Annotated in this window: 18 protein-coding genes; 11 read left to right on the forward strand and 7 right to left on the reverse strand. The window is 40.4% G+C overall.

Annotation, left to right across the window (positions count from 1 at the left end):
* Positions 1-112 precede the first annotated feature (112 nt).
* On the forward strand, positions 113-1,375 hold the full coding sequence (locus tag H6G77_RS19050; protein WP_190872429.1) for a glutamate ligase domain-containing protein: 1,263 nt from the start codon (positions 113-115) through the stop codon (positions 1,373-1,375).
* Positions 1,376-1,610: 235 nt separating this feature from the next.
* Here the strand turns inward: H6G77_RS19050 and H6G77_RS19055 are convergent, their stop codons facing one another.
* Positions 1,611-2,909, reverse strand: a complete 1,299-nt coding sequence (locus tag H6G77_RS19055; RefSeq protein WP_190593974.1) for a sugar ABC transporter substrate-binding protein — start codon at positions 2,907-2,909, stop codon at positions 1,611-1,613.
* Positions 2,910-3,048: 139 nt separating this feature from the next.
* Here H6G77_RS19055 and pilM point away from each other — a divergent pair, with 139 nt between their 5' ends.
* Genes pilM through H6G77_RS19075 form a run of 4 tightly spaced genes read left to right on the forward strand, consistent with a single transcriptional unit; the run spans position 3,049 to position 8,160 of the window.
* Positions 3,049-4,155 carry a type IV pilus assembly protein PilM gene (gene pilM, locus H6G77_RS19060; protein WP_190593976.1) on the forward strand — a complete coding sequence of 369 codons (1,107 nt, stop codon included), beginning with the start codon at positions 3,049-3,051 and terminating at the stop codon, positions 4,153-4,155.
* A gap of 4 nt (positions 4,156-4,159) precedes the next feature.
* Positions 4,160-4,924, forward strand: a complete 765-nt coding sequence (locus tag H6G77_RS19065; protein WP_190872430.1) for a PilN domain-containing protein — start codon at positions 4,160-4,162, stop codon at positions 4,922-4,924.
* Positions 4,921-5,682, forward strand: a complete 762-nt coding sequence (locus tag H6G77_RS19070) for a GspMb/PilO family protein (protein ID WP_190872431.1) — start codon at positions 4,921-4,923, stop codon at positions 5,680-5,682. Before H6G77_RS19065 ends, H6G77_RS19070 begins: the two co-directional genes overlap by 4 nt.
* A gap of 57 nt (positions 5,683-5,739) precedes the next feature.
* The gene (locus tag H6G77_RS19075; protein WP_190872432.1) at positions 5,740-8,160 is read left to right on the forward strand and encodes an AMIN domain-containing protein; all 2,421 of its coding nucleotides are present in this window, start codon (positions 5,740-5,742) and stop codon (positions 8,158-8,160) included.
* Between the two features lie 239 nt (positions 8,161-8,399).
* Here the strand turns inward: H6G77_RS19075 and H6G77_RS19080 are convergent, their stop codons facing one another.
* Both H6G77_RS19080 and H6G77_RS19085 read right to left on the reverse strand, forming a co-directional pair.
* Positions 8,400-9,110 (reverse strand): hypothetical protein, encoded by a 711-nt coding sequence (locus H6G77_RS19080; RefSeq protein WP_190872433.1) that lies wholly within the window; start codon positions 9,108-9,110, stop codon positions 8,400-8,402.
* A gap of 7 nt (positions 9,111-9,117) precedes the next feature.
* Entirely contained in the window at positions 9,118-10,431 is a 1,314-nt protein-coding gene (locus H6G77_RS19085) for a cytochrome P450 (RefSeq protein ID WP_190872434.1), read from the reverse strand.
* A gap of 122 nt (positions 10,432-10,553) precedes the next feature.
* Here H6G77_RS19085 and H6G77_RS19090 point away from each other — a divergent pair, with 122 nt between their 5' ends.
* On the forward strand, positions 10,554-10,802 hold the full coding sequence (locus H6G77_RS19090; protein WP_190671500.1) for a DUF2281 domain-containing protein: 249 nt from the start codon (positions 10,554-10,556) through the stop codon (positions 10,800-10,802).
* Positions 10,803-11,195 carry a type II toxin-antitoxin system VapC family toxin gene (locus H6G77_RS19095; protein WP_190671502.1) on the forward strand — a complete coding sequence of 131 codons (393 nt, stop codon included), beginning with the start codon at positions 10,803-10,805 and terminating at the stop codon, positions 11,193-11,195.
* Positions 11,196-11,274: 79 nt separating this feature from the next.
* On the opposite strand, the gene H6G77_RS19100 is transcribed toward H6G77_RS19095, so the two are convergent.
* On the reverse strand, positions 11,275-13,050 hold the full coding sequence (locus H6G77_RS19100) for a DUF3685 domain-containing protein (RefSeq protein WP_190872466.1): 1,776 nt from the start codon (positions 13,048-13,050) through the stop codon (positions 11,275-11,277).
* 103 nt (positions 13,051-13,153) lie between these two features.
* On the opposite strand from H6G77_RS19100, the gene H6G77_RS19105 reads away from it, so the two are divergent.
* On the forward strand, positions 13,154-16,234 hold the full coding sequence (locus tag H6G77_RS19105; protein ID WP_190872435.1) for a pentapeptide repeat-containing protein: 3,081 nt from the start codon (positions 13,154-13,156) through the stop codon (positions 16,232-16,234).
* Positions 16,235-16,502: 268 nt separating this feature from the next.
* Here H6G77_RS19105 and H6G77_RS19110 read toward each other — a convergent pair whose 3' ends face one another.
* Complete coding sequence (locus tag H6G77_RS19110) at positions 16,503-16,952, reverse strand: Fur family transcriptional regulator (RefSeq protein ID WP_190593990.1); 450 nt, start codon at positions 16,950-16,952, stop codon at positions 16,503-16,505.
* Between the two features lie 434 nt (positions 16,953-17,386).
* Here H6G77_RS19110 and H6G77_RS19115 point away from each other — a divergent pair, with 434 nt between their 5' ends.
* The gene (locus tag H6G77_RS19115; protein ID WP_242048500.1) at positions 17,387-17,689 is read left to right on the forward strand and encodes a hypothetical protein; all 303 of its coding nucleotides are present in this window, start codon (positions 17,387-17,389) and stop codon (positions 17,687-17,689) included.
* Between the two features lie 158 nt (positions 17,690-17,847).
* Here H6G77_RS19115 and H6G77_RS19120 read toward each other — a convergent pair whose 3' ends face one another.
* Entirely contained in the window at positions 17,848-18,471 is a 624-nt protein-coding gene (locus tag H6G77_RS19120; protein WP_190872436.1) for an FMN-dependent NADH-azoreductase, read from the reverse strand.
* Positions 18,472-18,494: 23 nt separating this feature from the next.
* Here H6G77_RS19120 and H6G77_RS19125 point away from each other — a divergent pair, with 23 nt between their 5' ends.
* Together H6G77_RS19125 and ilvD are read left to right on the forward strand one after the other, a co-directional pair.
* Positions 18,495-18,731 carry a hypothetical protein gene (locus H6G77_RS19125; RefSeq protein WP_190593996.1) on the forward strand — a complete coding sequence of 79 codons (237 nt, stop codon included), beginning with the start codon at positions 18,495-18,497 and terminating at the stop codon, positions 18,729-18,731.
* 272 nt (positions 18,732-19,003) lie between these two features.
* Positions 19,004-20,695: a dihydroxy-acid dehydratase gene (ilvD, locus tag H6G77_RS19130; protein ID WP_190872437.1), complete on the forward strand. Its 1,692-nt coding sequence runs from the start codon at positions 19,004-19,006 to the stop codon at positions 20,693-20,695.
* A gap of 98 nt (positions 20,696-20,793) precedes the next feature.
* Here ilvD and H6G77_RS19135 read toward each other — a convergent pair whose 3' ends face one another.
* Positions 20,794-21,228 (reverse strand): hypothetical protein, encoded by a 435-nt coding sequence (locus H6G77_RS19135; protein ID WP_190872438.1) that lies wholly within the window; start codon positions 21,226-21,228, stop codon positions 20,794-20,796.
* Positions 21,229-21,757: the final 529 nt, after the last annotated feature.

Genomic DNA, 21,757 nt, shown 5'->3' on the forward strand with positions numbered 1-21,757 from the left:
TGTCATTTGTCATTTGTCATTAGTTAAACTCCTCTGCCCCCTGCCCCCTGCCCCCTTACTTCCCCACTCCCCACTCCCCACTCCCCTTCCACCACTCCCCACTCCCCTTCCAGTGAATATCGATTCTGTACTTCAACCTTTGCAACATTTTGGTGTAAATCTGGGACTGTCGCGGATTGTCAAACTATTGGCAAACCTGGGCAACCCTCATGAACGCATCTCAGTCATTCACGTTGCTGGGACAAATGGGAAAGGTTCTGTCTGTGCTTATCTCTCTTCAGTACTTACCGCAGCTGGTTATCGGACAGGGCGTTACATTTCGCCCCATTTAATTGATTGGACAGAACGAATTTGTATCAATGAACAAGCAATTTCGGCTGAGGAATTAAGTCAGCTTTTACAAAAAGTCCAAGCGGCTGTTTCTGGTGATGACGAATATCCGACTCAGTTTGAAATTATTACTGCGGCTGCTTGGCTGTATTTTGCCCAGCAGCAAGTTGATATTGCCGTGATAGAAGTTGGGTTAGGGGGACGTTTAGATGCGACTAATGTTTGTTCTGAACCTTTGGTGACGGTGATTACTTCCATTAGCCGCGAACATTGGCAACAACTAGGCCCCACAGTAGCCAATATTGCTAGAGAAAAAGCCGGAATTATTAAGCCTGGGTGTCCGGTTGTCATGGGTTCATTGCCAACCGATGCCGAAAAAGTTGTGCGATCGCGTGCCGCAGAATTACAATGCCCAATATTTACACCCCAACCAGCACTGCAAATCTCTCCAAGCTGGGCAGAATATCAATCACTTCAATATCCTCCAAATTCAATTCAATACCCTCTACCATTACAAGGGCAAATTCAATTAGCTAACTCAGCTTTAGCTTTAGCAACCTTAGAAATTCTCCAACAACAAGGTTGGGAAATTCTGGAATCAGCCATTATCAATGGTATGGCAAACACCAAATGGCCAGGAAGAATGCAATGGCTAACTTGGAACAACCATAAATTATTAATTGACGGCGCACATAACCCCGCAGCAGCCCAAGTCTTACGTAATTACGTAGATAGTCTAAATCCCGAAAATGTAACTTGGATAATTGGTATGCTCTCCACAAAAGACCATACAGAAATTTTCCAAGCCCTACTACAAACAAACGATAAATTATATTTAGTACCAGTTCCAGATAACAATTCAGCCAATCCGCAAGAATTAGCAAATCTGGCTAATAATATTTGCCCAGAACTAAATTTGTGTCAAACATATCCAGATGTATCATCAGCATTAACATCAGCTTTTACTAATACAAATAATTTAGTCGTTTTGTGTGGTTCTCTTTATCTAATCGGACACTTTTTAGGAACATTAAATCCTTCTTGAAGAAGAATTCATAAGTCAGAATTCAGGAGTCAGAATCAATTAATGGGGGGTTTTAAATCCATTTATTCATCCATCAGCGATGCACTGAGCTTGCCGTTCGCGTAGCGTCTCCGCCAGGAGAAGTGTCACACAAAATTGAATTCTGAATTCTGGCTGCTGGCTACTGAATTCTGTTTTGATAAGCAAAAAGATTCCCGACCTCTTGAAGAAGTCGGGAATCTGACACTTTCAAAATTTAGCGATTATTCCACTGTTGTGCAGCATCTTCAACAGCTTGATCAACATTTTTTTGACCTAACATCGCTGCTTGCAAATTTTCATAAATTGCCTTTTGCAATTTCTTGAAATCCTTTAATTTTGGAGTTAAAATCTCAGCTTGTTGTAATTGAGTTGCACTAATAACTCTAGCTTTTTCAACCGTAGAAGCATTAGCTGGCATATCTTTAAAGTAACTATCAGATAATGCTTTAGTAGTTGAAGGTAAAACATTTGCTGCTTTCGCAAACGATAGTTGATTTGCATCATTTGTGACAAATAAAGCAAACTTAGTAGCAGCTTCAGGATGTTTGCTGGCGCGAGGAATAATAATATTCATCACTGCCACATTTTTCTTACCTGTATCTCCAGTAATTTGTGGTGCAATTGCAGAAGCTTGAGCAATTTTTGGGGCATTATTAGCTATTGTCTTGAGAAATTCTGGCCCTGAAGCTAAAAATGCAGTTTCACCCGATTGATATAAATCAATAGCATGACGATGACCTTGGGTTAACACTTCTTTTGGTAGTAGTCCTTTTTTGTACAAATCAACCCAATATTGAAATGCGGCTTTACCTTGTGGTGAATTAAAAGCAGCTTTACCATCAGCATCAATTAAAGTCACACCCATTTGTACCAAAGACTCCATCACCTCACCAGAATCTTGCGGTACAAAAGTAATAAAAAAGGCATATTTACCAGTTTTATCTTTGATTTGTTGTGCTACCTGTGCTAACTCTACGTAGGTAGTCGGTGGTTTACTGATACCTGCCTGTTTTAACAAATCAGTGTTATAAATAGTTAGCCTTGTTGTGAGATACCAGGGAATTCCGAAACTTTTGCCATTGAGTGTGCTGGCTTTCCAAATGTTTGGTAAGTAAGTCGATCGCACATCTTGAGGAATTGCTGTATCTAAGTCTAACCAAGCATTTCGTCCTGCTAGTTGGGAGGCAAAATCTGGATTTAGGTTAACAACATCAGGTGGCGTTTTTGCGGAGACAGCTGTTAGAATTTTGTTCTCCATAGCTGCCCAAGGCACATCAACCCAGTTAACTTTTACACCGGGATTTTTTGACTCAAAATCAGAAATTAAAGTTTTAAAGTAGTCAGTAAATTGAGGTTGGAGTTGCATTGTCCAAAACTCAATGTTGGCTGCTTCTGTCGTCCCTGGTTTTGGACTTGTGCCAACGTTACCTGTGCTGCAACTAACAATCCAACTAGTCAATAAACCAATTATTGCCCAAGCTGTTAGTTGCTTGAATTTTTGTAGTCTAGTCATTTTACCAGTATTTTCACCCTTGATAGAAATGAAAAGCTTATGGAGAATTAACGAGATTATAGGCTAAATCAATTACCCGTAAAGACGCAATATACTGCGTTGACAAATTAAATTTTCTATTTAGTAGTCCGGCGGAACTGTGGTGAAAAGCTTCAATAGTCTGTTTGGCAAATCTAATAAAGGGGTTGGCATCGAACTTGCATCAGAACGGGTAAATATCGTTCAGTTACGCAAGCAGCGCCAAGGTTTAAAATTAGAATCTTTTACATCTGTTCCAGTTCCCGAAGGTGTGGTGACAGATGGTCAAATTGCTGACCCCCCGACAATGGCGCAAATCATTCAGCAAGGATTAGCTGAAAGTAAAATCAAGGCTTCTCGTGTTGCTACCGGTGTACCTGGACGAGATTCTATCGTACGTCTGATTCCAGTGCCAGCTGAGTTAGATGACAAAGAATTACGGGACATGGTGTTGAATCATGAAGCTGGCTTGTATTTACCATATCCGCGTGAAGAAGCTGATGTAGATTACCAAAAACTTGGGTACTTTGTAGATGAGGACGGCATCGAAAAAGTACAGGTATTGTTAGTAGCCACCCGCAAGGAGATTACTGATACATATCTAAGTACTTTTGAGCAAGCTGGATTGCAAATCGATGTTTTAGAGATTAACAGTTTTGCGCTGATTCGGACAATCCGTGACCAACTGCGGCAATTTGGCCCACAGGAAGCGGTGGTACTGGTGGACATTGAGTTCGACAGTACAGAAATAGCCATCATTGTGAACGGAGTACCTCAATTTTCGCGGACTGTGCCAATTGGTACTTATCAAATGCAAGAAGCCTTAGCGAGGGCGATGAGTGTACCCATATCACGGGATATGGAACTTTTACGGGAAATGATTATTCCGGCAACTCCGATGGATGGTGGTCAAACTGGGGTGACAGGAATCAACCCAGGGATGGCGGCGATGATGAGAGTTGTGGGAGAACTCACGGATGAACTGCGCCGTTCTATCGATTTTTACTTAAATCAAAGTGAAAATTTGGAAATCGCGCAGATTTTATTGGCTGGGCCGGGTGGCGGACTGCAACAGCTAGATGAGTTTTTCACACAACGCTTAAGCTTGCCAACTGCACAAGTAGATCCGGTGGGGGGGTTGTCTTTGCAGGTTGATGAACAAAAATATCCAGCTTTGGAACGTTCTGGTTTAGCGATCGTACTTGGCTTGGGAATGCGGGAGGTGTAACCGGATGTACAGTTTAGATGTTAACTTTCTCAAAGACCGCCCAATTTACCAGAACAAAAGTGACAAAAAAGCTGGTAAAAAGCTTTCGGTTGGCGACCCGAAACCAATTTTTCTAGGGGTTGGGTTGGGTTTGTGTTTACCGGTTTTTGCTGGGGCTGGTTGGTGGATACTGCAAGGGAAGAACGGCGAACTAGAGCAGAACATAGCACAGTTACAGCAAGAAGTCACTAGATTAGATTCAGAAATAGGAAATGTTAACAAAATCAAGGAAGAAACGAATGCAGTTAAAGGGGAAACTCAAAGTTTAGTCACTGTATTTGACCAAATTCGACCTTGGTCAGCGATGTTACAAGATTTACGCGATCGCATTCCAGCTACAGTACAAATAGAAAACGTCAAACAACTTCCACCCACACCAGCAGCAGAAGGTCAGCCACCCACAAACCCGGCTGGTGGTATCGAAATCGCCGGATTCGCGCGGACTTTTAACGATGTCAACGATTTCTTATTGAGTCTGCAACAGTCTCAATTTTTGAAAGCTTCCGACAGCAGAATTACTGGTGCAAACTTAGTAGATGCACCATTACCGCTAACTGCGAGTACATCGAAAGTTCCCATCAAACCACCACAAATAGTTAAATACACAATCCAATCGAGTTTAAGCGATGTTCCTGCTTCCGATTTAGTCCGGGAGTTAGAACAAAAAGGCACGGTAGGATTAGTAGCTCGAATTCGCACTATGCAACAAACAGGAGTCATCCCGAAATGACGCTGAGTGAAGATTTGAATTTTGCAGATCAGGGTGAGGAATTTGACTCAGGTGCATCGCCCCATCCAGTCGTCTTTGGTATTGCCTTCACTCCCCAAATTATTGGAGGTATAGCGGGGGTAGTAGGTCTTGCCGGAGCCTTATTTATAGTGCTGAACTTTGTCATGCCAGCATGGGATACCTATCAGCAGCAGCAGGCAAAAAGTGGGGAATTGCAAGGGCAAATTGACCAAAAAAAAGCCACTCTCAAACAGATTGACCAAGTAAAAAAAGATTTAGCTGATGCCAAACAGCAAAAAATTCAAGTATTAGGTTTGTTTGCTAATGAAAAAACTTTAGATACTCTGCTGTTAGATTTAAATCGGTTGATTGAGTCTGGTAATGCTCAAGTTCCCCCCAACGCAGTCAAAGCCAAACTCCAGAAGTTTGCCCCTGTTACTAGTAAAGCCGAACCAATCACAGATGATTCTTTGGGTGTAGCAGTCAACAACAAACTAAAACGCATCAGTATCAATGTCGAATTTGTTGGTACTTATGAACAAACTCAATCAATTCTGCGGAATATAGAGCGTTTACAGCCTTTGTTAATCGTTAGGGATTATCAGTCAGTGTTGGCTCCAGTACAAAATACGACCCAAGCAGGTAAAGCCATACGTCAAGTAGGGCCGCCACCTCTAACTACATCTTTCCAGTTGCAGGCTTTGATGCCACTTACACCAGAAGAAATAGCCGCAGCTGCTAAAGCACCGCCTAAATAGAAGTGCTTTTTCTCAACAATTTTTGCTTAAAAATGTTTATAAAGTGAGGAATGAACTGTGAAACAGCTTCACGGTAATAGCTTAATATTGGGTGCTGCTGCTTTAACATTTTTGGCAGCTCAACCAGGGTGGGCGCAGGTAACTCAAGTTAATGATGTTAAGTTAAATGCTGTTGATGGTGGCATTAACGTAGTTTTAAAAACATCTTCAACTTCTCGCCCCCAGGTTTTTACAACCAAAAGAGGTAAAACCTTAGTTTCCGATGTGATTAATGCTCAACTACGATTACCAGGTGGTAATAACTTCCGTCAAGATAAACCTGCATCGGGAATCGCCTCTGTTGAAGTTGTACAGCTAGATGCTAATAGCATTCGAGTTATAGTCACTGGTGATAACGATGCACCCAGTGGTCAACCAGTACTACGCAAAGATGACAGAATCACCCTTGGTTTTACACCATCCACAGGTACAGTAGCTGCAACACCAACAACGCCAACAGCACCTACAACAAATGTGCCTGTGCAACCAAGCCAAAGGCCAGATGTTCTGGTTCCTAACCCAGAAATTAGTATTGATGGCAGACCAGCCCAAGCGGCAGGGCCTGGTCAACCTGTTAGCCAAGCACCGCCATTCTTACCCAGAGCCGTTGCGCCACCAGTCGGAGACATCGCCATTTCGGCCACAGATGCTTCTCCGAGTGTGATTGATTTAGGAACCCAAGAGCGTGTTCCTCGGCTGGTGTTGCGAGATGCACCAGTGCGGGAAGTATTATCACTTTTAGCCCGTGCGGCTAATTTGAATTTGGCTTATATCAGTGGTGATCCTGCTGGAGGTCAGCAAGGTGCTGCTCCTGCCAATGCTGCTCAAACAATCTCTTTAGATATAGAAAACGAGCCTGTGCAAGATGTGTTTAACTATGTCTTGCGTTTAAGCGGGTTAGAAGCTAATCGTAATGGTCGTACAGTGTTTGTAGGGGCAAAATTACCTAATTCCACTCGTGATGTGATTGTACGTAGTTTGCGACTGAATCAAGTCAATGTGGGAGTTGCTTTGAACTTTTTAGTGGGAATGGGGGCTGAAAGTGCTGTCACCAGAGAACGACAAGTTACTAATGTGACTGCTGTGCCTGTGGGTAGTAGTGCGGCTCCAGTAACTCAAAGTCAGACAACTACTGAAACAAGAATTGAACGTCTCACTCTGGCTGACTCTCAATACACAACACCTTTGCTACGGGGTTTACAAGCATTAGGGGATGAGCGGACAAATTCCATCACCTTGATTGGCCCTGCCAAACAAATTAATATAGCAATTTCTCAACTAACTCAACTTGATGTTCGTCGCCGTCAAGTAGTAGTCAATGTCAAAATTATTGATGTTAACCTTTTAAACACTCATAACACTAACACTAGTTTTTCTTTTGGTGTTGGTAATAATTTCTTTGTTAATGATGGCGGTGCTGCATCTTTCAATTTTGGTGGTTCTAGACCCGCTACTAGTGCTGAAGCGGCAAGTAGTGTAACTAGTACACCAGTTATTACAAACCCAGTCCAAGGTACTCCCTTCGTAGATCCAAACACTGGTGTATCTATTCCAGGAACTAGCCCAGGTACAGTTGTAATAGATGCCAATGGTAACATCACTAGAGTTGCTAATCCAGGTTCTGCTACTTTCTATCAACCTATTGCGCCTACAGGAAACCCTCTACAACCAGGTTTTTCCAATATTACTCCAGCAACAGATACGGTAATTACAAGAAACGCTGATGGTACATCGACGGTTTCACGAGGAACTCTGGGTACAGCTACTACATCTTTGCCAACTTTATTTCAATTCCCCAAACGTTTCTTAGCTAGTTTGCAAGCTCAGGTGACAAGTGGTAATGCCAAGATTTTGACCGACCCGACATTGATTGTGCAAGAAGGTCAGACCGCTAATGTTAACCTGACGCAAGAAGTAGTAGGAAACATTAGGAATGAAATAACTCGTGGTAGTGATACTGCTGTACAAACTGTTACTGCTGAGAAAACAAGTGTGGGTTTAACACTAGCTGTCAAAGTTGACAGAATTGATGATAACGGTTTTGTGTCATTATCTGTCGCTCCTATTGTTAAGGCTCCTCAATCTTCCGCAGAAATTAATGTTGGTGGTAATACTCAAAGTATATTTTTAGTCTCGGAGCGATCGCTCAATTCTGGCTTGATTCGTTTACGTGATGGTCAAACTTTAATTCTTTCAGGCATTATTCAAGACCAAGACCGGGTAACTGTTTCTAAAATACCCATTTTAGGAGATTTACCACTAATTGGTTCATTGTTTAGAAGAACAAACAAAAATAATCAGCGCAATGAGGTAATTGTGTTACTCACACCTCAAGTTATGGATGATTCGGAAAATTCTTCTTACGGCTACAATTACACACCTAGCCCAGAGGTACGAAATGTGCTTGAGCGTCGTGGATTTGGTGCGCCTAAGCGGTAAATTATTTTAGGTGATAGTGCCGATTTCAAACTCTTGATTGTTCGTCTGACTGCGTAAGTCATATATGTTATGGTATTGAAATAGGAAGTTGGCAAAACAATTATTGCTGATAATTTCAGTCATCTTTCTGTAACATAAACCTCAAGATTCATATACCAATTAGCTATCACCTTGAATGTGATAGCTTTTTATATATTTTGAGGAAAATTAACCGTAGATAAACGCAGATAAAATATTGATTAAACAACATTAGTATGATTTTGGCTAAATCTAATTTCTAGATTTGTGCTATCTGTAGCAATGATTTCAGCCGCTTCTTGTAAAAGTTGTTTTTGTTCTTGTTGGAGTGTTTCTAAACGAGATGAGATTTCGACTAATCTTTGCTGTTTATCTGGATAAGGAGTTTGAATGGTATTTATATTATCTATTGCTTGATGATGGCTGATTTTATTCCAAGTAAAACCAGTAAGTTTAGCTATACTAAGAAAAATAAATTTAATTAAAGCTTGTAATAATTTTAATGGTGCTTGTAAGAGAGAAAAACTGGCTGTTGTAAATAAGCGAATAACTGCATTCACCAGACCAAAAAGCAGTGCCAGACTCAAGAGGATAATGATTATACTAATAATCGGGTGATTTGCAGCCCAATTGAGTGCATGAAGTAGGCGTAACATTGTGGGATGTTGTGTTAGCCAGTCATTGATGGAAGAGGCGATCGCACGTTCCACTGCACCTGATGTTGTATTCTTAAATTGGTCAGCAGTTTGCAAACCTTGACCAATCGAAGATTTAGCTTGTTCTAAGGTTGTTGTAGCTGTTTCTTGCCAAGACTCGCCAACTTGTTGCAGAGAATTATTCACAGAGTGAACCCCTTGGTTGACAACGTTTTTCATACTTTGCCAACCTTGAGACACTCCTGACGGCAAACTGAGATTTATTTCAGGTGTCATAACAATTTCACCGAGGTTGAAATCGAACCCGCAACCCATCTTTAGGACGATTTGTAGGAATTCTGACTGAAGCCAAACTTTGGTTAGGTAAGATTTCCCAATCATAGCTGCGTAAAAGATGGGCAGCAACAATCTTCATTTCCATTTTGGCAAACGCCATCCCAATACACACACGCGGCCCGCCACCAAAACCAATTAAGCTGAAAGGATATTGTTTATGTTCTTGGCGCTGAGGGCTGAAACGTTCAGGGTCAAACCGTTCTGGTTCAGGATAAATTTCTGGTAGGTTGTGAGTCATTAAAATTGAATAATATAGTTGCCAACCAGCCGGGACATAGAAACCTTTGTATTCAAATTCTTTAATTACCCCACGAAATCCTGCGGCGGCTGGTGGATACAGTCGTTCAACTTCCCATAAAACTTGGTCTAAGTAGGGCATTTTTCCCAACTGCTCTATAGTTAAAGAACCAGATGCAGCAAGTTGTAACTGTTCTTCTCTGGCGCGTTGCAAAACTTCTGGGTGGCGTGCTAATTCGGTGACTAACCAAGTTAACATTGCAGTTGTGGTTTCATGTCCAGCAAAAAGTAACAGTACTGCTTGAGCGATAATTTCTGTTTCACTTAAGCTGTTACCCTCTTCATCTCTAGCTTGGATTAATAAACTTAAAGCATCTTTGGTAGGGTTTTGCTGGCGTGCTTTTACAACCTGAGCAACATGCTCTAAAATTTGATTGCGAGATGCGATCGCTTTACTAAAGGTGGTAAAAGGTAAAGGTAAAGTATTCAGCGCAAAAAAACCATTGGTGAGGTTAGTAAATAAGTTACTTAAGCGGATAACTTCTACACTAGAACTTGTACCTAATAACAGTTGGCTGGCAATATCAAAGGTGAGTTTTTTAAACTCTTCAAACCAAGTAAATTCTTGTTTAACTGCCCATTCTTTAAGATAGCTACAAGTGATTTCTTCCATTGTGGCAAAATAGTTGACTAGTGCCGGGCCATGTAAAGCTGGCATAATCAAACGACGATTGCGACGATGTTCTTCACCATCTTGCACAAATAATGATTCACCTAACAATATTTTGAAATTTTCTGGCCAGCCTTCACGCCAAGAGAAATTTTCTATATGGCTAGAAAGGACAAACTCAACTGCTTCTGGCCCTATCATGGCTACTGTTGGTCTACCTAAAATATGGGTTTTAAAAATCGACCCATAACGCTGATAGCGTTTTTCTGCAAAGTTTACGTCTGCCAAAAAAGACAGGGTTTCGCCAACAACAGGTAAACCAAAGCTTCCGGGTGGTAGTTGCACTTTGTTCATAAAACTTGCGATCGCATCTCGTTCATTTTAATTAACTTCTGTCTCTGGGGGAAACTTACGTTAAGATGTTTTGTGGAAGAACAGGAGTTTTCTAGTTTTATTTACTTGCTCAGTAAATCTGTATGACTATAGCCGAACAAATTTATGAACTTGTCAAATCTCTTCCCCAAGACCAAGCTAGTGAGATTCTCTCCTTTGCTGAATCTATTCGTGATCAATATCTAAATGCCAATCAACCAAACAATACAGTCACTTCACAGCAATGGACAGAACTAGTTTATTCCTTAGCTGGAAGTTGGGCAAAAGATTTTCCTAGCTTAGAAGAGATTCGGGAAAATTCGGGACAAGACATATTAAGAGAGAGTCTCTAAATGTACGTTTTAGATACTAATACCCTGATCTATTATTTTAAAGGTCAGGGACAGGTTGCTCAAAATCTAGCTCAGGTTTTTCCCAAAGAAATAGTTATTTCTACAATCGTTCTCTTTGAATTACAAGTTGGTATCGCTAAATCTAACTCACCAGCAAAACGCACTCAACAACTTCAACAACTATTAGGTCAAGTTAATCTGGTATCTTTTGAGCAGCATCATGCTTTGGCTGCGGCTAATATCCGCGCTCAATTAGAACAACAAGGTATACCCATAGGTTCACTTGATATTTTGATTGCTGGGACAGCCATAGCCCTTCAAGCAACTCTCGTAACGCACAATGTCAGAGAATTTTCTAGGGTTACAGGTCTGGCGATCGCAGACTGGTATTGAGTCTATCTCAAGTAGTTGCACTTTGTTCATAAAACTTGCGATCGCATCTCGTTCATTTTAATTAACTTTAATTTAAATATCACTTTTGTCTTTCGCTATTGCGGTTGAAATTTTTCTCTGAGAACGACACACTACCGATACCTTGGAGAATACCACGAGCGATTAAACCTAAACCACGACCAATGACTTGAGTTAAAACGAAGACAATACCACTGCCTAAAAAAGATAATAGCGATTGTAGGCGGGGAGCGATCGCATCCCAAAATTCTAGTCCCAGCGTTACAAATAACGGTACACCTGCAAGCTTGGCTAATTCTGCATTGCGCGGCGCGTAAACTGATGTTTTCGCAATTCCCCTTGGTGCTAATACAAATAACTCATAGCGACTTTCAAAAATTGCTTTAGCTTCATTCACATAATTATTTAAACGGTATTTCCAAGACAAATCATTTCTAAACCGTTCAATTTCCCGCGTCGAAATTAACTTGCGAGTATAAAAGTTTTTCTTAATTGCCTCCACATCTGCTAAATAATTTAACAGTGGTTGTAATACTCCATTACCCACTTGAATCAACAAATTTTCTAAAATCATTAATGACTGTGTTTTAGCAGCATCACTATCAGCTAAATAAGTCTGATTATCAATCTGAAAATCTGTTTGAAATAGTAAATAAGAGAGTAACTCTACTACAAAGGGAATTTTATTGAAGATGTCAGTTTGAATAATTCTGGGATTTTGCAGCAATACCTTGACAACTTCAATTTTTTGTCCCCCGATTGGCACTTGGGAAAATTTACCAAAAAAGTCTGTAACTGTAGCTTGCCATAAATCAAACAAAATAGTATTTTTAAATCCCTCTAACTGCTCAATGGTGATTTGAGAAGCACGTAAATCTTCAATTTGTTTGGCTAATTTTTGTAATATTAAATAAAGTAATTCCCGTTTCTTATCTTCCCTGAGAATATCAATTTCTAACGGGACATCTGAAACATTTTCCAAAGAAAATTGTAATTTATTTATACAATTTGAAAATAAATCAAATTGCAAGGCACTAGGGTTGATTTCTGGGAGCAAAGTTAAAGGTGGCTCTACATTTGTTGGCACAATGACACTACTGGCTGAAGAAATCAATGGTAATTCTTCTGTCGGAGAAATCAATGGTGATTGTTCTGGGGCGGAAATTAACAAATGATGGAGTAGCCAACGCGCCGCTAACAGTTCTCGCCGTTGTCCCGCCAGCACAGCCCGGTCTAGTATTGGTAAGCCTGGGGTTTGTAGTTTGACTGTAATTGTTGCTAGGGAAGCGTTAATATAGCCGATTCCCGATAAACACTGATTTTGCCATAGCCGCAGCCAAGGTATTCGGGGAGGCGGCGAGATGGGAGCCGAAGGCGAGTTAGTATCTAATACCCAATGGGAAGCACCTGCGGCGACTTCTGAAATCACAGCAATAATTTGAGATGCAGGAGTACCTTTAGGGAGATAGCCATTCACCCCAATTGCCCTAATAGCAGCTAATATTTCTCGGTTTTGGACAGCACTCAGCAGTAAAATCGGTAAGTCTGGGTATGAAGTTTTTAGCAGGCGACAAAATTCTAAACCTTGCAACTGACTGTCAAAAGAGCGAAGCTCCAAAGGAGTCGTTTTGCGATCGCTTCCTAAGTCCAAAACCACTAAATTTACTGCTTCTGGGTCTTGATTAGTAAGTTCTGCTAGTATTTGCAAAGCTTCTGTCTCTGTTTCTACTTCTGCGACAACTTGCAAATTCAGCATTGCTTCCAAAGTTACCCGCAGTCCTAAACGGAAAATAGGGTCTTGGTCAACTAGTAATAATTTAAGAGGGCGATCGCTCATCATTGACTCAGATACTAAGCAGCTTCCTACTCATTGTTACCTGTTTTCGTCACCCAATAAATGAATCATAATGACATAGGCGGAGTCTTAGTTGTGTAATTAAATGAACCTCAGTATCAGGCAATGGTTGGCAGAACGCCAGATTGAAATCAGTCAAATTCGAGAATTTTCCCTTGGTCAATTGGCGGGTGTAGCCTACCGCATTGTCCAAGATATGGAAGTTAAAAGCCTTGCACCACTTGATGTCTGTACTTTAGCCGAGGTTTTAGAACTACCTCTGGGTTCTGTTTGGCAAGATATCAAGCTGATTGCGCGACTAACAGAAAGTTTGTTGCGTAGTCTCAGTGAAAAAAAGGCCTTAAAACGTAACGAAGGCACATGGCTGGCGTTTCACATTGCTTATCTCTATGCTTTACATCAAATCATTCAACAAGAAGTCAGTCTGAAAAAACCTTGGCTGAACCGAGCGATGATTTCCAGTCAAGGAGAAATTTTACAGGAAATTATTGGCAAACTCAGTCTGCAAGATGTACAACTCCAAGGATTATTAAAAACTTTAACCCAGGGAAAGTTAACTGATACCCAAGCAGAACAAGCCTTATCTGTAGTGGCGGATTCTTTATTAGTGCAACAAATGAATAATGCTACTATTGCTTGGTTAATTGCGAATGGTGCAGAAGATTTAGAAGCAAAATTATTAACCCAGCGTTTAACTCATTCCCTGAGTGGATATTTACTCAAAGTTGTGGCGGAAAATGCCCCACAACTGGCACAATTACAAAAATTTTTCCAATTAGGTTCTACAAGTAATATTGCTCCTTCTGAATCAGGTAATTTAGGCGCAGCTAAAAATTCATCTGTAGGGGATAAAATTGATTTATGTCGAGAAAATTATCGCGTATTTTTACTAAAAAATCTCAGCCAACCTTTATTTATCGAGTCTTTTGCCCTTAAGGATATTTATATTACCCTCAAAGGTTTAGTAGTAAATACTAATACTCCATCGGTTGATATCAAAAAATGGGCGCAAGAACAGTTAGCAGATAGTGAAAATATTGCTGTGATTGCGGCCGAACCAGGATATGGTAAAACTAGTTTCTGTCAAATTTGGGCAGCAGAAGTAGCCAGAGAACTTTATCCTAATTGGATGCCGGTGATTATTCGCTTGCGGGATATTAAATATGGTCAAACTTTAGCAGAAACTTTGAATTCTGGTTTTGCTTTGAATGCTCAAACTAACTTAAGTAATTGGTTAGAACAAGAACAACCGCGCTGTTTGTTACTGCTTGATGGTTTGGATGAATTACCTGCTGCTAATTTAGGGATAAGAGCCAAGACAATTTTTATTCAGCAGTTAATGGCGTTGCAAGCTAAAGGTAAACATAAAATTATTTTAACTAGTCGCAAAAATGCTTTAGAAGAAATTGAGCCAGATATCTTATCGCAGTTACCACAAATTATTATTCAACCATTAGAACAAGAACAATTAAAACAATGGTTTCAACAGTGGGCAATGTTACAGTCATTACCCGTTGCTCAAAATTTCTTTACCTTCTTAAAGCAATCTGGCTTATTTATCAGTAACTCCAAGTTTCCCGAACTTTCGGCTTTGGTACGTCAACCATTGTTGCTGTATTTACTAGGGATTTTACATCGTGATGCACTTATAGATGATGAAATTTGGCAATTAGCGCAATCACCTAGTACTACTAAAGTAGTGTGGGAAATTTATCATCGCCTGAGTCGTTGGTTATTAGGTTATCCGGTGACTGGCGGGATTAAAACCATGCTATTGCGTTCTGGTTCGGCTCACATTCATCGTACACAAGAAGCGATCGCCAATTTACTTTCTGGTTGTCATCCCCAAGATTTATTAAACCAAATCCAGGCGATCGCTCTCCAAATTTTACACAGCGATCGCTATCAAATTCATCTCACAGAAACTTCCCCTCCCCCTACCTTACCCGCTTTCTACTTCAAAACTTCCCCCGCAGCACTCAGCGAGAAGTTGCGTGCGGGGGTTTCCCCCGTTGAGCAAACTTCGGTGACCCAACACTCAGCACTCCTCACAGAATTTTCTCACCCCAAATTAGGCGAATATCTCTGTGCAGAAGCTATTGCTTATCAACTAAAAATTCTTACCCAGCAGCAAAAAGATGACTACGGAATATTAATTTTTTCTCTTGATTCGCCGCAGAGTGTTGCTCAACATTTATATAAACTTCTTGGTTATGGTGTCCTCACTACAGAAATTAAGCAACTGGTAATTGAAACGTTACTACACCAGCCTCAAAGTGATTTTTCTTTAGATTTATTATTACAACGTCTAGAATTATTTTGGCGTGGTTATTGTCAAGGTCGTTGGTTAAATGAAGGAATAGCGCATCAAGCTTGGAATTATTTTCACACACTCGGCAATCCCATAAATGTTGAGCAAATTAATGCCAGTGTAGGCATAAATGTATTTTTATTATTATCTGCTGGTTATCGCTTTACTAAAGTTGCTTTTTCTCCTTGTGGCAATCCGCAAAATGTTGCTGAATTCTACCCAGAAGTTTTGACAATGCTAATGGGTAAAGCCGCGATTTTATCCCATTCTGTTTGGCTCAAACGCATTCTCCCCCAATCTTTAACTCAACTCAATCTCTCTGGCGCATCCTTGTTACAAGTGATGTTAGTTAAAGCCAATCTAGAGCAGACAAATTTGATTAATGCAAATTTAAGTTATGCCAATTTAACTAATGCAAATTTAAGTTATGCCAATTTAACTAATGCAAATTTAAGTTATGCCAATTTAACTAATGCTGATTTAAGTTATGCCAATTTAACTGGTGCTAACTTGACTGGTGCTAATCTTAGCAGCATTAATCTGGAAAATGTCAATCTTGTCAATGCCTGCTTATTTGATGCCATTCTAACTGCTGCTGACCGCGAAATTGCCACGATGAATGGTGCTGTATTCTCTTTAGAACAGTTCTACACCCTGAAAAAATTACTCTCACAGACATCTGTAATGAGTAGCAGCGACAGAGGCGATCAAACAGCAGCTTGGTTAAGCGATACCAACATCGGCACAATTGACGACTCACAAGCAGAACCAATTACTTCAGTTGGTTTATACGATGATGATGATGATGTAGAAGATGAAACGGTATTTAGTGTGAATCCCAGCGATTATGATTGATGTTAAAAAGTAAAAAGTAAAAAGGCAAAAGTAAAAAGGCAAAAGAAGTAAAAGAATAATGGTCACAAGCCCACGCTAGGGAAGCTCAATTTTACCGTTTACCTTTTTACAGCACTTTTGAATTAAGTGAGGCACAGCACAAATAATAAGTAATGAGTAATAAGTAGTGAATATTAAGTAAATTCTTGACTCATTATTCATTACTCATTACTTTTTTCAATCAGTTGCTGTACCTCATAAACATCAAATCTGCTGTAATTCTACATCTCTACACATCTTCTGATGGATGGCGATAGCCATAAAAGTTAATACTATATTCTGTAATTTTTACGCCCGTTTGTTGTTCAACTTGACGCAACAATTCTTCTGGCAATTCTATATGTACATCCAGAATTTGATTAGTATCGAGACAATTGACATGGCTGTGAGCATCGCTAATATTGCCATATAAGCGACCATCACAGTGTTCGATACATTCAATAATCCCTTGACTGGATAAAGCTTCTAGGTTTTGATATACAGAGGTATGACCAATGTCTTTGCCTTCTTGGTTGAGGCGATCGTAAATTTCTCTCGCAGATAGATGCTCATTTGCTTGCCACAGCAGTTCCAAAATAAAGCGGCGCTGGCGACTAACGCGCATACCCAGCGTTTGACACTGATCTAGCGCATCTTCTAGAGAGCGAATTGGTTTTTTAGCTATCGTTGGTTTTTCCATATTAGATTTCGCTAAGTATTCAGGAAAATTGTGATTTCCAGGTTTATTTTTGTTTTTTGATATAAAAAAATATTATATGATGCTTTTTCTTTCTAACTGTGTTGTGGTTAGCGATCGCTCAATAAATCTCACTCTCTAACTACGGTATTTACAGCTTGTTTAGGGTTGATTCATCGTCTTCCTCGCTAAAGCAAACTCATTACAACTTTAGCTTAAAATTCAAATTAATGTCTACCTTGGGATAGGAGCAGTTTATATGACGCAACATAATGCCGTTAAAGCGGACATCCTGCCCTATGTAAATAACTCATTTAGGTAAAATTTTTAATCTTCTTTTTGCAATTAAAATTGAGCTAAAAAAACTAGAAATCTTTCCTATATAAGGCTTTGAGCAATTACATAGACAAACATCGAAAAAAGAGCGAGTATAATCGATGACTGACAATTTAGTTATAGCTGAAAGGTTATCTATGTCAGATCAATTTACGTTTACCGTTACCAATCAAACCGACCTAGCCATTACAGAGTTGTGGGTGTCTGTTGATGAAGATGAGTGGCTACCATTCACCTTGAGTGAAGAGGGGATTCCATCTGGTGAAACCGCAACAATTGTTTGGGCTGAATATACCAATGATTCACCTTGTGAATGGTACATATCTGCTGTATTTGACGATGAATCAGAATCCGAATCAGCCTTATTTAACTTTTGTGAAGAACCAGATTTAACAATTGGTTGAAGAAGAATTCAGGAGTCAGAATCAATGAGTGAAGGAGAAAGACCTGACCTCATTGAGGTTTAGTGTAGTATTTCACCATTTATTCGCATCTGCGTACATAATTTATGCTGAATTCTGACTCCTGACTCCTGAATTCTATTTTGATAAAACTTATACCTTTACCAACTAGCTACAGTCTGCGCGATCGCTTCTTTAGCAGCCGCTAATGATTGTTGACGAGCATCATCACCTAAGTTGAGGCTGTCAGCATGGATAAATGTGACATCAGTTAGACCAATAAAACCCAAAATAGTGCGGAGATAAGGTTCTTGATAGTCGTAAGCTGCAAAGGGTGTACCTGGTGGAAAAGTTCCGCCACGAGAGGTAATAATTAACACTTTTTTGCTGCTATCCACTAAACCTTTATAGCCGTTCGCATCAATTCCAAAGGTACGACCAACACGCACAATTTGGTCAATATAAGCCTTGAAAGTAGAAGGAATATTCAAGTTATACATTGGTATACCAAAAACATAGCGATCGGCAGCCAAAAACTCATCAATTAAACTATCCGAAAGCTGAATCGCCTCCACTAGTTCGGGTGTGCGTGCATCAGGTGGTGTAAAAGCTGCTGCTATCCATAATTCATCTACATGGGGGACAGGATAATGACCCAAATCCCGGTAGGTAACTGTATTACCAGGGTGAGAATCTTTCCAGGATGTCACGAACTCATAAGAGAGCGATCGCGAAATCGAACGTTCACCACGAGGACTAGAATCAATGTGTAGGATGTTTGCCATAAATAAAGCCTAAAAATTATTTGTTGTACAAAGCAGATGCTAACAACAATGTAGTTGAAAGCAATGAAAACAATAATATTGTTGCTAAAGCGATCGCACTCCAGAATAGTTTTAGTTCAATGAATGGTTATGGTTTGATTAATGCAGCCGCAGCCGTCGCTCAAACTTTAGGTCAAACGAGCTTTGCAGATGTACCTGACTTGAGAGGTCGCAATTGGGGTACAGACCTGATCAAAGCATTACTAAAACTAATCTGGTAATCGCCGCAGTTATCCAGGTGATCAAACCTCCTCTTCGAGTTAGAAACATGCTGAATCGTTTAGTTGGTGTAAGGTTGACGCAGGCGTATATTACCAACCACAGAGGCTAATTACCAATATATTTGGTAATAAAATCTTGACAAAACACTGTGGTGGAAATTCGGAAATAAATAAATGATCAACACTGAGGTTAATACTCTTGTGTGCTGCGTTGGCATGAGAAAATCAGATAATACGATCGCAATACAAGCGATAAAGTCAAAGGAAGAAAGATGTCGGATAATTTGAGAAGCCGGGTTGTAACACAGGGTGTACAGCGATCGCCAAATCGAGCGATGCTCCGGGCTGTTGGGTTTGAAGATGCCGATTTTAACAAGGCAATTGTCGGTATTGCCAATGGTTACAGCACTATTACCCCTTGCAATATGGGGATAAACAAATTGGCACAAAGGGCAGAAGCTGGTATTAAAATTGCTGGAGCTATGCCGCAAATTTTCGGAACAATTACCATCAGTGATGGTATTTCGATGGGAACGGAAGGGATGAAATATTCCCTGGTATCAAGAGAAGTGATTGCCGATTCCATTGAAACAGCTTGTACTGGACAAAGCATGGATGGCGTATTGGCCATTGGTGGTTGTGATAAAAATATGCCAGGGGCAATGCTGGCGATCGCCCGGATGAATATTCCCGCGATTTTTGTCTACGGTGGTACAATCAAACCCGGACACTACAACGGTCGTGATTTAACTGTAGTCAGTTCCTTTGAAGCGGTGGGACAATACAGTGCTGGCAAAATTGACGAAACTGAATTAACAGCCGTTGAACAAAACGCTTGTCCGGGTGCGGGTTCCTGCGGCGGGATGTTTACAGCTAACACCATGTCTTCGGCATTTGAAGCAATGGGGATGAGTTTACCTTATTCTTCCACAATGGCCGCCGAAGATGCCGAAAAAGCCGACAGTACAGAAAAATCTGCGTTGGTGTTAGTCGAAGCAATTCGCAAGCAATTATTACCACGCCAAATTATCACCCGTAAATCTATAGAAAATGCTATTGCGGTAATTATGGCAGTTGGCGGTTCCACTAATGCAGTATTGCATTTTTTGGCGATCGCCAGTGCGGCTGGTGTGGAATTGACCATCGATGACTTTGAAACTATCCGTGGTCGAGTACCTGTGTTGTGCGATTTAAAACCCAGTGGTAGATACGTCGCTACAGATTTACACAAAGCTGGCGGTATTCCTCAAGTCATGAAAATGCTGCTGGTACATGATTTGCTACATAGTGACTGTATTACCATCACAGGTCAAACCATTGCCGAAGTTCTTGCCGATGTGCCGAATGAACCCAGCCCTGACCAAGATGTGATTCGTCCTTGGGATAAACCGATGTATGCTCAAGGTCACTTGGCAGTTCTCAAAGGTAATCTGGCTACGGAAGGCGCTGTGGCGAAAATTACCGGGGTGAAAAAACCAGTCATCACTGGCCCAGCTAGAGTATTTGAATCGGAAGAATCTTGCTTAGATGCAATTCTGGCAGGCAAAATCAAAGCTGGTGATGTGATTGTGATTCGTTACGAAGGCCCCAAAGGCGGCCCAGGAATGCGGGAAATGTTGGCTCCCACCTCCGCAATTATTGGTGCTGGCTTGGGTGATGCTGTCGGATTAATTACCGATGGCAGATTCTCCGGGGGGACTTACGGGATGGTAGTTGGTCACGTTGCACCAGAAGCAGCTGTGGGTGGAGCGATCGCCTTAGTCGAAGAAGGTGATACTATCACCATTGATGCACCATCACGGCTATTGCAGTTGAATATTTCTGATGAAGAATTAGCCAGTCGCCGTGCTAATTGGCAACCCCGCCCACCTCGTTACACTAAAGGCGTATTGGCGAAATATGCCAAGTTGGTATCTTCCAGCAGCCTTGGTGCAGTGACAGACTTAGGCTTATTTGATAGTTAATCAACCGCAGATAGACGCAGATAAATAAACATAATCTCTGCGTCTCTGCAAAATTGGATGAACGAGCTTGATTCTGATAGATATTGATATGTGCGCCTTTAAATTGTTTCAGCAAGCCAATTACTATAATCGGCATAATGTTGGTAGAGGTTATCTATATTATTGATGTCAAAACTGTTGAAAGCCTTACCATCAGTCCCATGTAATCGTTGAACAAACTCGATAAAAGAACCATAGGGATTACTAGGAGCAACAAACATCTGCTTGAGTAACGCACCAGACTCATCACTGTATGATAATACTGGTGTCATAAACTTCCACCCTAATTCTTCCATTTGGTGATGTAGTTCCTCCATATCAGCTTCTGGATCGATGTTGTAAGCAGTATGCTGAATCCCTTCACCATAGAGATTGATAAACTTATTAATTGGTGAATTAGGATCTTCACTTACCGATAACCCAGTCATAGTTGCCCACGGATACTCGGCACTGATGCCACTAACTAAGGCAATGTGAGTAGCGGGAAAACACACAGTCTTAAGCCTCATATGTTCATTGAAACCAAGCAAACTCCATTTTGAGAGGAACCTCTGTTCATCTTCAAATGACGCAACATAAGTAATATGGTCAATATGTCGAATACTTTGAAGGATATCACTTGTATTCTTTTCAGGTAAAACAACTGAGTTTGGTATCATAATTCCAATTTTCTGCTAACACTCTTAATTTGCCTAATATCAAATTTTTCCTATCTATTAAAAGCTAGAACAAGTAACAAAGGCTTGATTAATTATTTCTGATATTTGCTACTGCTTATAGATAGAAATTATGCTGTTTTGTTTTCGTCTTTGTTACTCTAAATTTTTTAGAGCTTATAACCTCATACTTGATATTTTTTAAACTCTCAAACTTTTAATAACGATGCAAGGAAAGTTAAGACAGTTAAGAAATTTTGTATCAAAGCATAAAAGCAATTTATATATTTTTTAGAATTTATAGTTTTTACTTATTAAAATAAATTAATTAGGACTGACGCATAAAAACGAAAAATCAAGAGTTTTG

It is taken from the genome of Aulosira sp. FACHB-615 (assembly GCF_014698045.1).
GTDB lineage: Bacteria > Cyanobacteriota > Cyanobacteriia > Cyanobacteriales > Nostocaceae > Nostoc_B.

What these genes read in the sequence shown, in the direction of transcription:
- H6G77_RS19065 (WP_190872430.1), top strand. Translation starts at nt 4,160, where the DNA reads ATGTACAGTTTAGATGTTAACTTTCTCAAAGACCGCCCAATTTACCAG.
- H6G77_RS19055 (WP_190593974.1), bottom strand. Translation starts at nt 2,909, where the DNA reads ATGACTAGACTACAAAAATTCAAGCAACTAACAGCTTGGGCAATAATT.
- H6G77_RS19105 (WP_190872435.1), top strand. Translation starts at nt 13,154, where the DNA reads ATGAACCTCAGTATCAGGCAATGGTTGGCAGAACGCCAGATTGAAATC.
- H6G77_RS19115 (WP_242048500.1), top strand. Translation starts at nt 17,387, where the DNA reads ATGACTGACAATTTAGTTATAGCTGAAAGGTTATCTATGTCAGATCAA.
- H6G77_RS19080 (WP_190872433.1), bottom strand. Translation starts at nt 9,110, where the DNA reads ATGACACCTGAAATAAATCTCAGTTTGCCGTCAGGAGTGTCTCAAGGT.
- H6G77_RS19095 (WP_190671502.1), top strand. Translation starts at nt 10,803, where the DNA reads ATGTACGTTTTAGATACTAATACCCTGATCTATTATTTTAAAGGTCAG.
- H6G77_RS19090 (WP_190671500.1), top strand. Translation starts at nt 10,554, where the DNA reads ATGACTATAGCCGAACAAATTTATGAACTTGTCAAATCTCTTCCCCAA.
- H6G77_RS19100 (WP_190872466.1), bottom strand. Translation starts at nt 13,050, where the DNA reads ATGAGCGATCGCCCTCTTAAATTATTACTAGTTGACCAAGACCCTATT.
- H6G77_RS19070 (WP_190872431.1), top strand. Translation starts at nt 4,921, where the DNA reads ATGACGCTGAGTGAAGATTTGAATTTTGCAGATCAGGGTGAGGAATTT.
- ilvD (WP_190872437.1), top strand. Translation starts at nt 19,004, where the DNA reads ATGTCGGATAATTTGAGAAGCCGGGTTGTAACACAGGGTGTACAGCGA.
- H6G77_RS19110 (WP_190593990.1), bottom strand. Translation starts at nt 16,952, where the DNA reads ATGGAAAAACCAACGATAGCTAAAAAACCAATTCGCTCTCTAGAAGAT.
- H6G77_RS19085 (WP_190872434.1), bottom strand. Translation starts at nt 10,431, where the DNA reads ATGAACAAAGTGCAACTACCACCCGGAAGCTTTGGTTTACCTGTTGTT.
- H6G77_RS19120 (WP_190872436.1), bottom strand. Translation starts at nt 18,471, where the DNA reads ATGGCAAACATCCTACACATTGATTCTAGTCCTCGTGGTGAACGTTCG.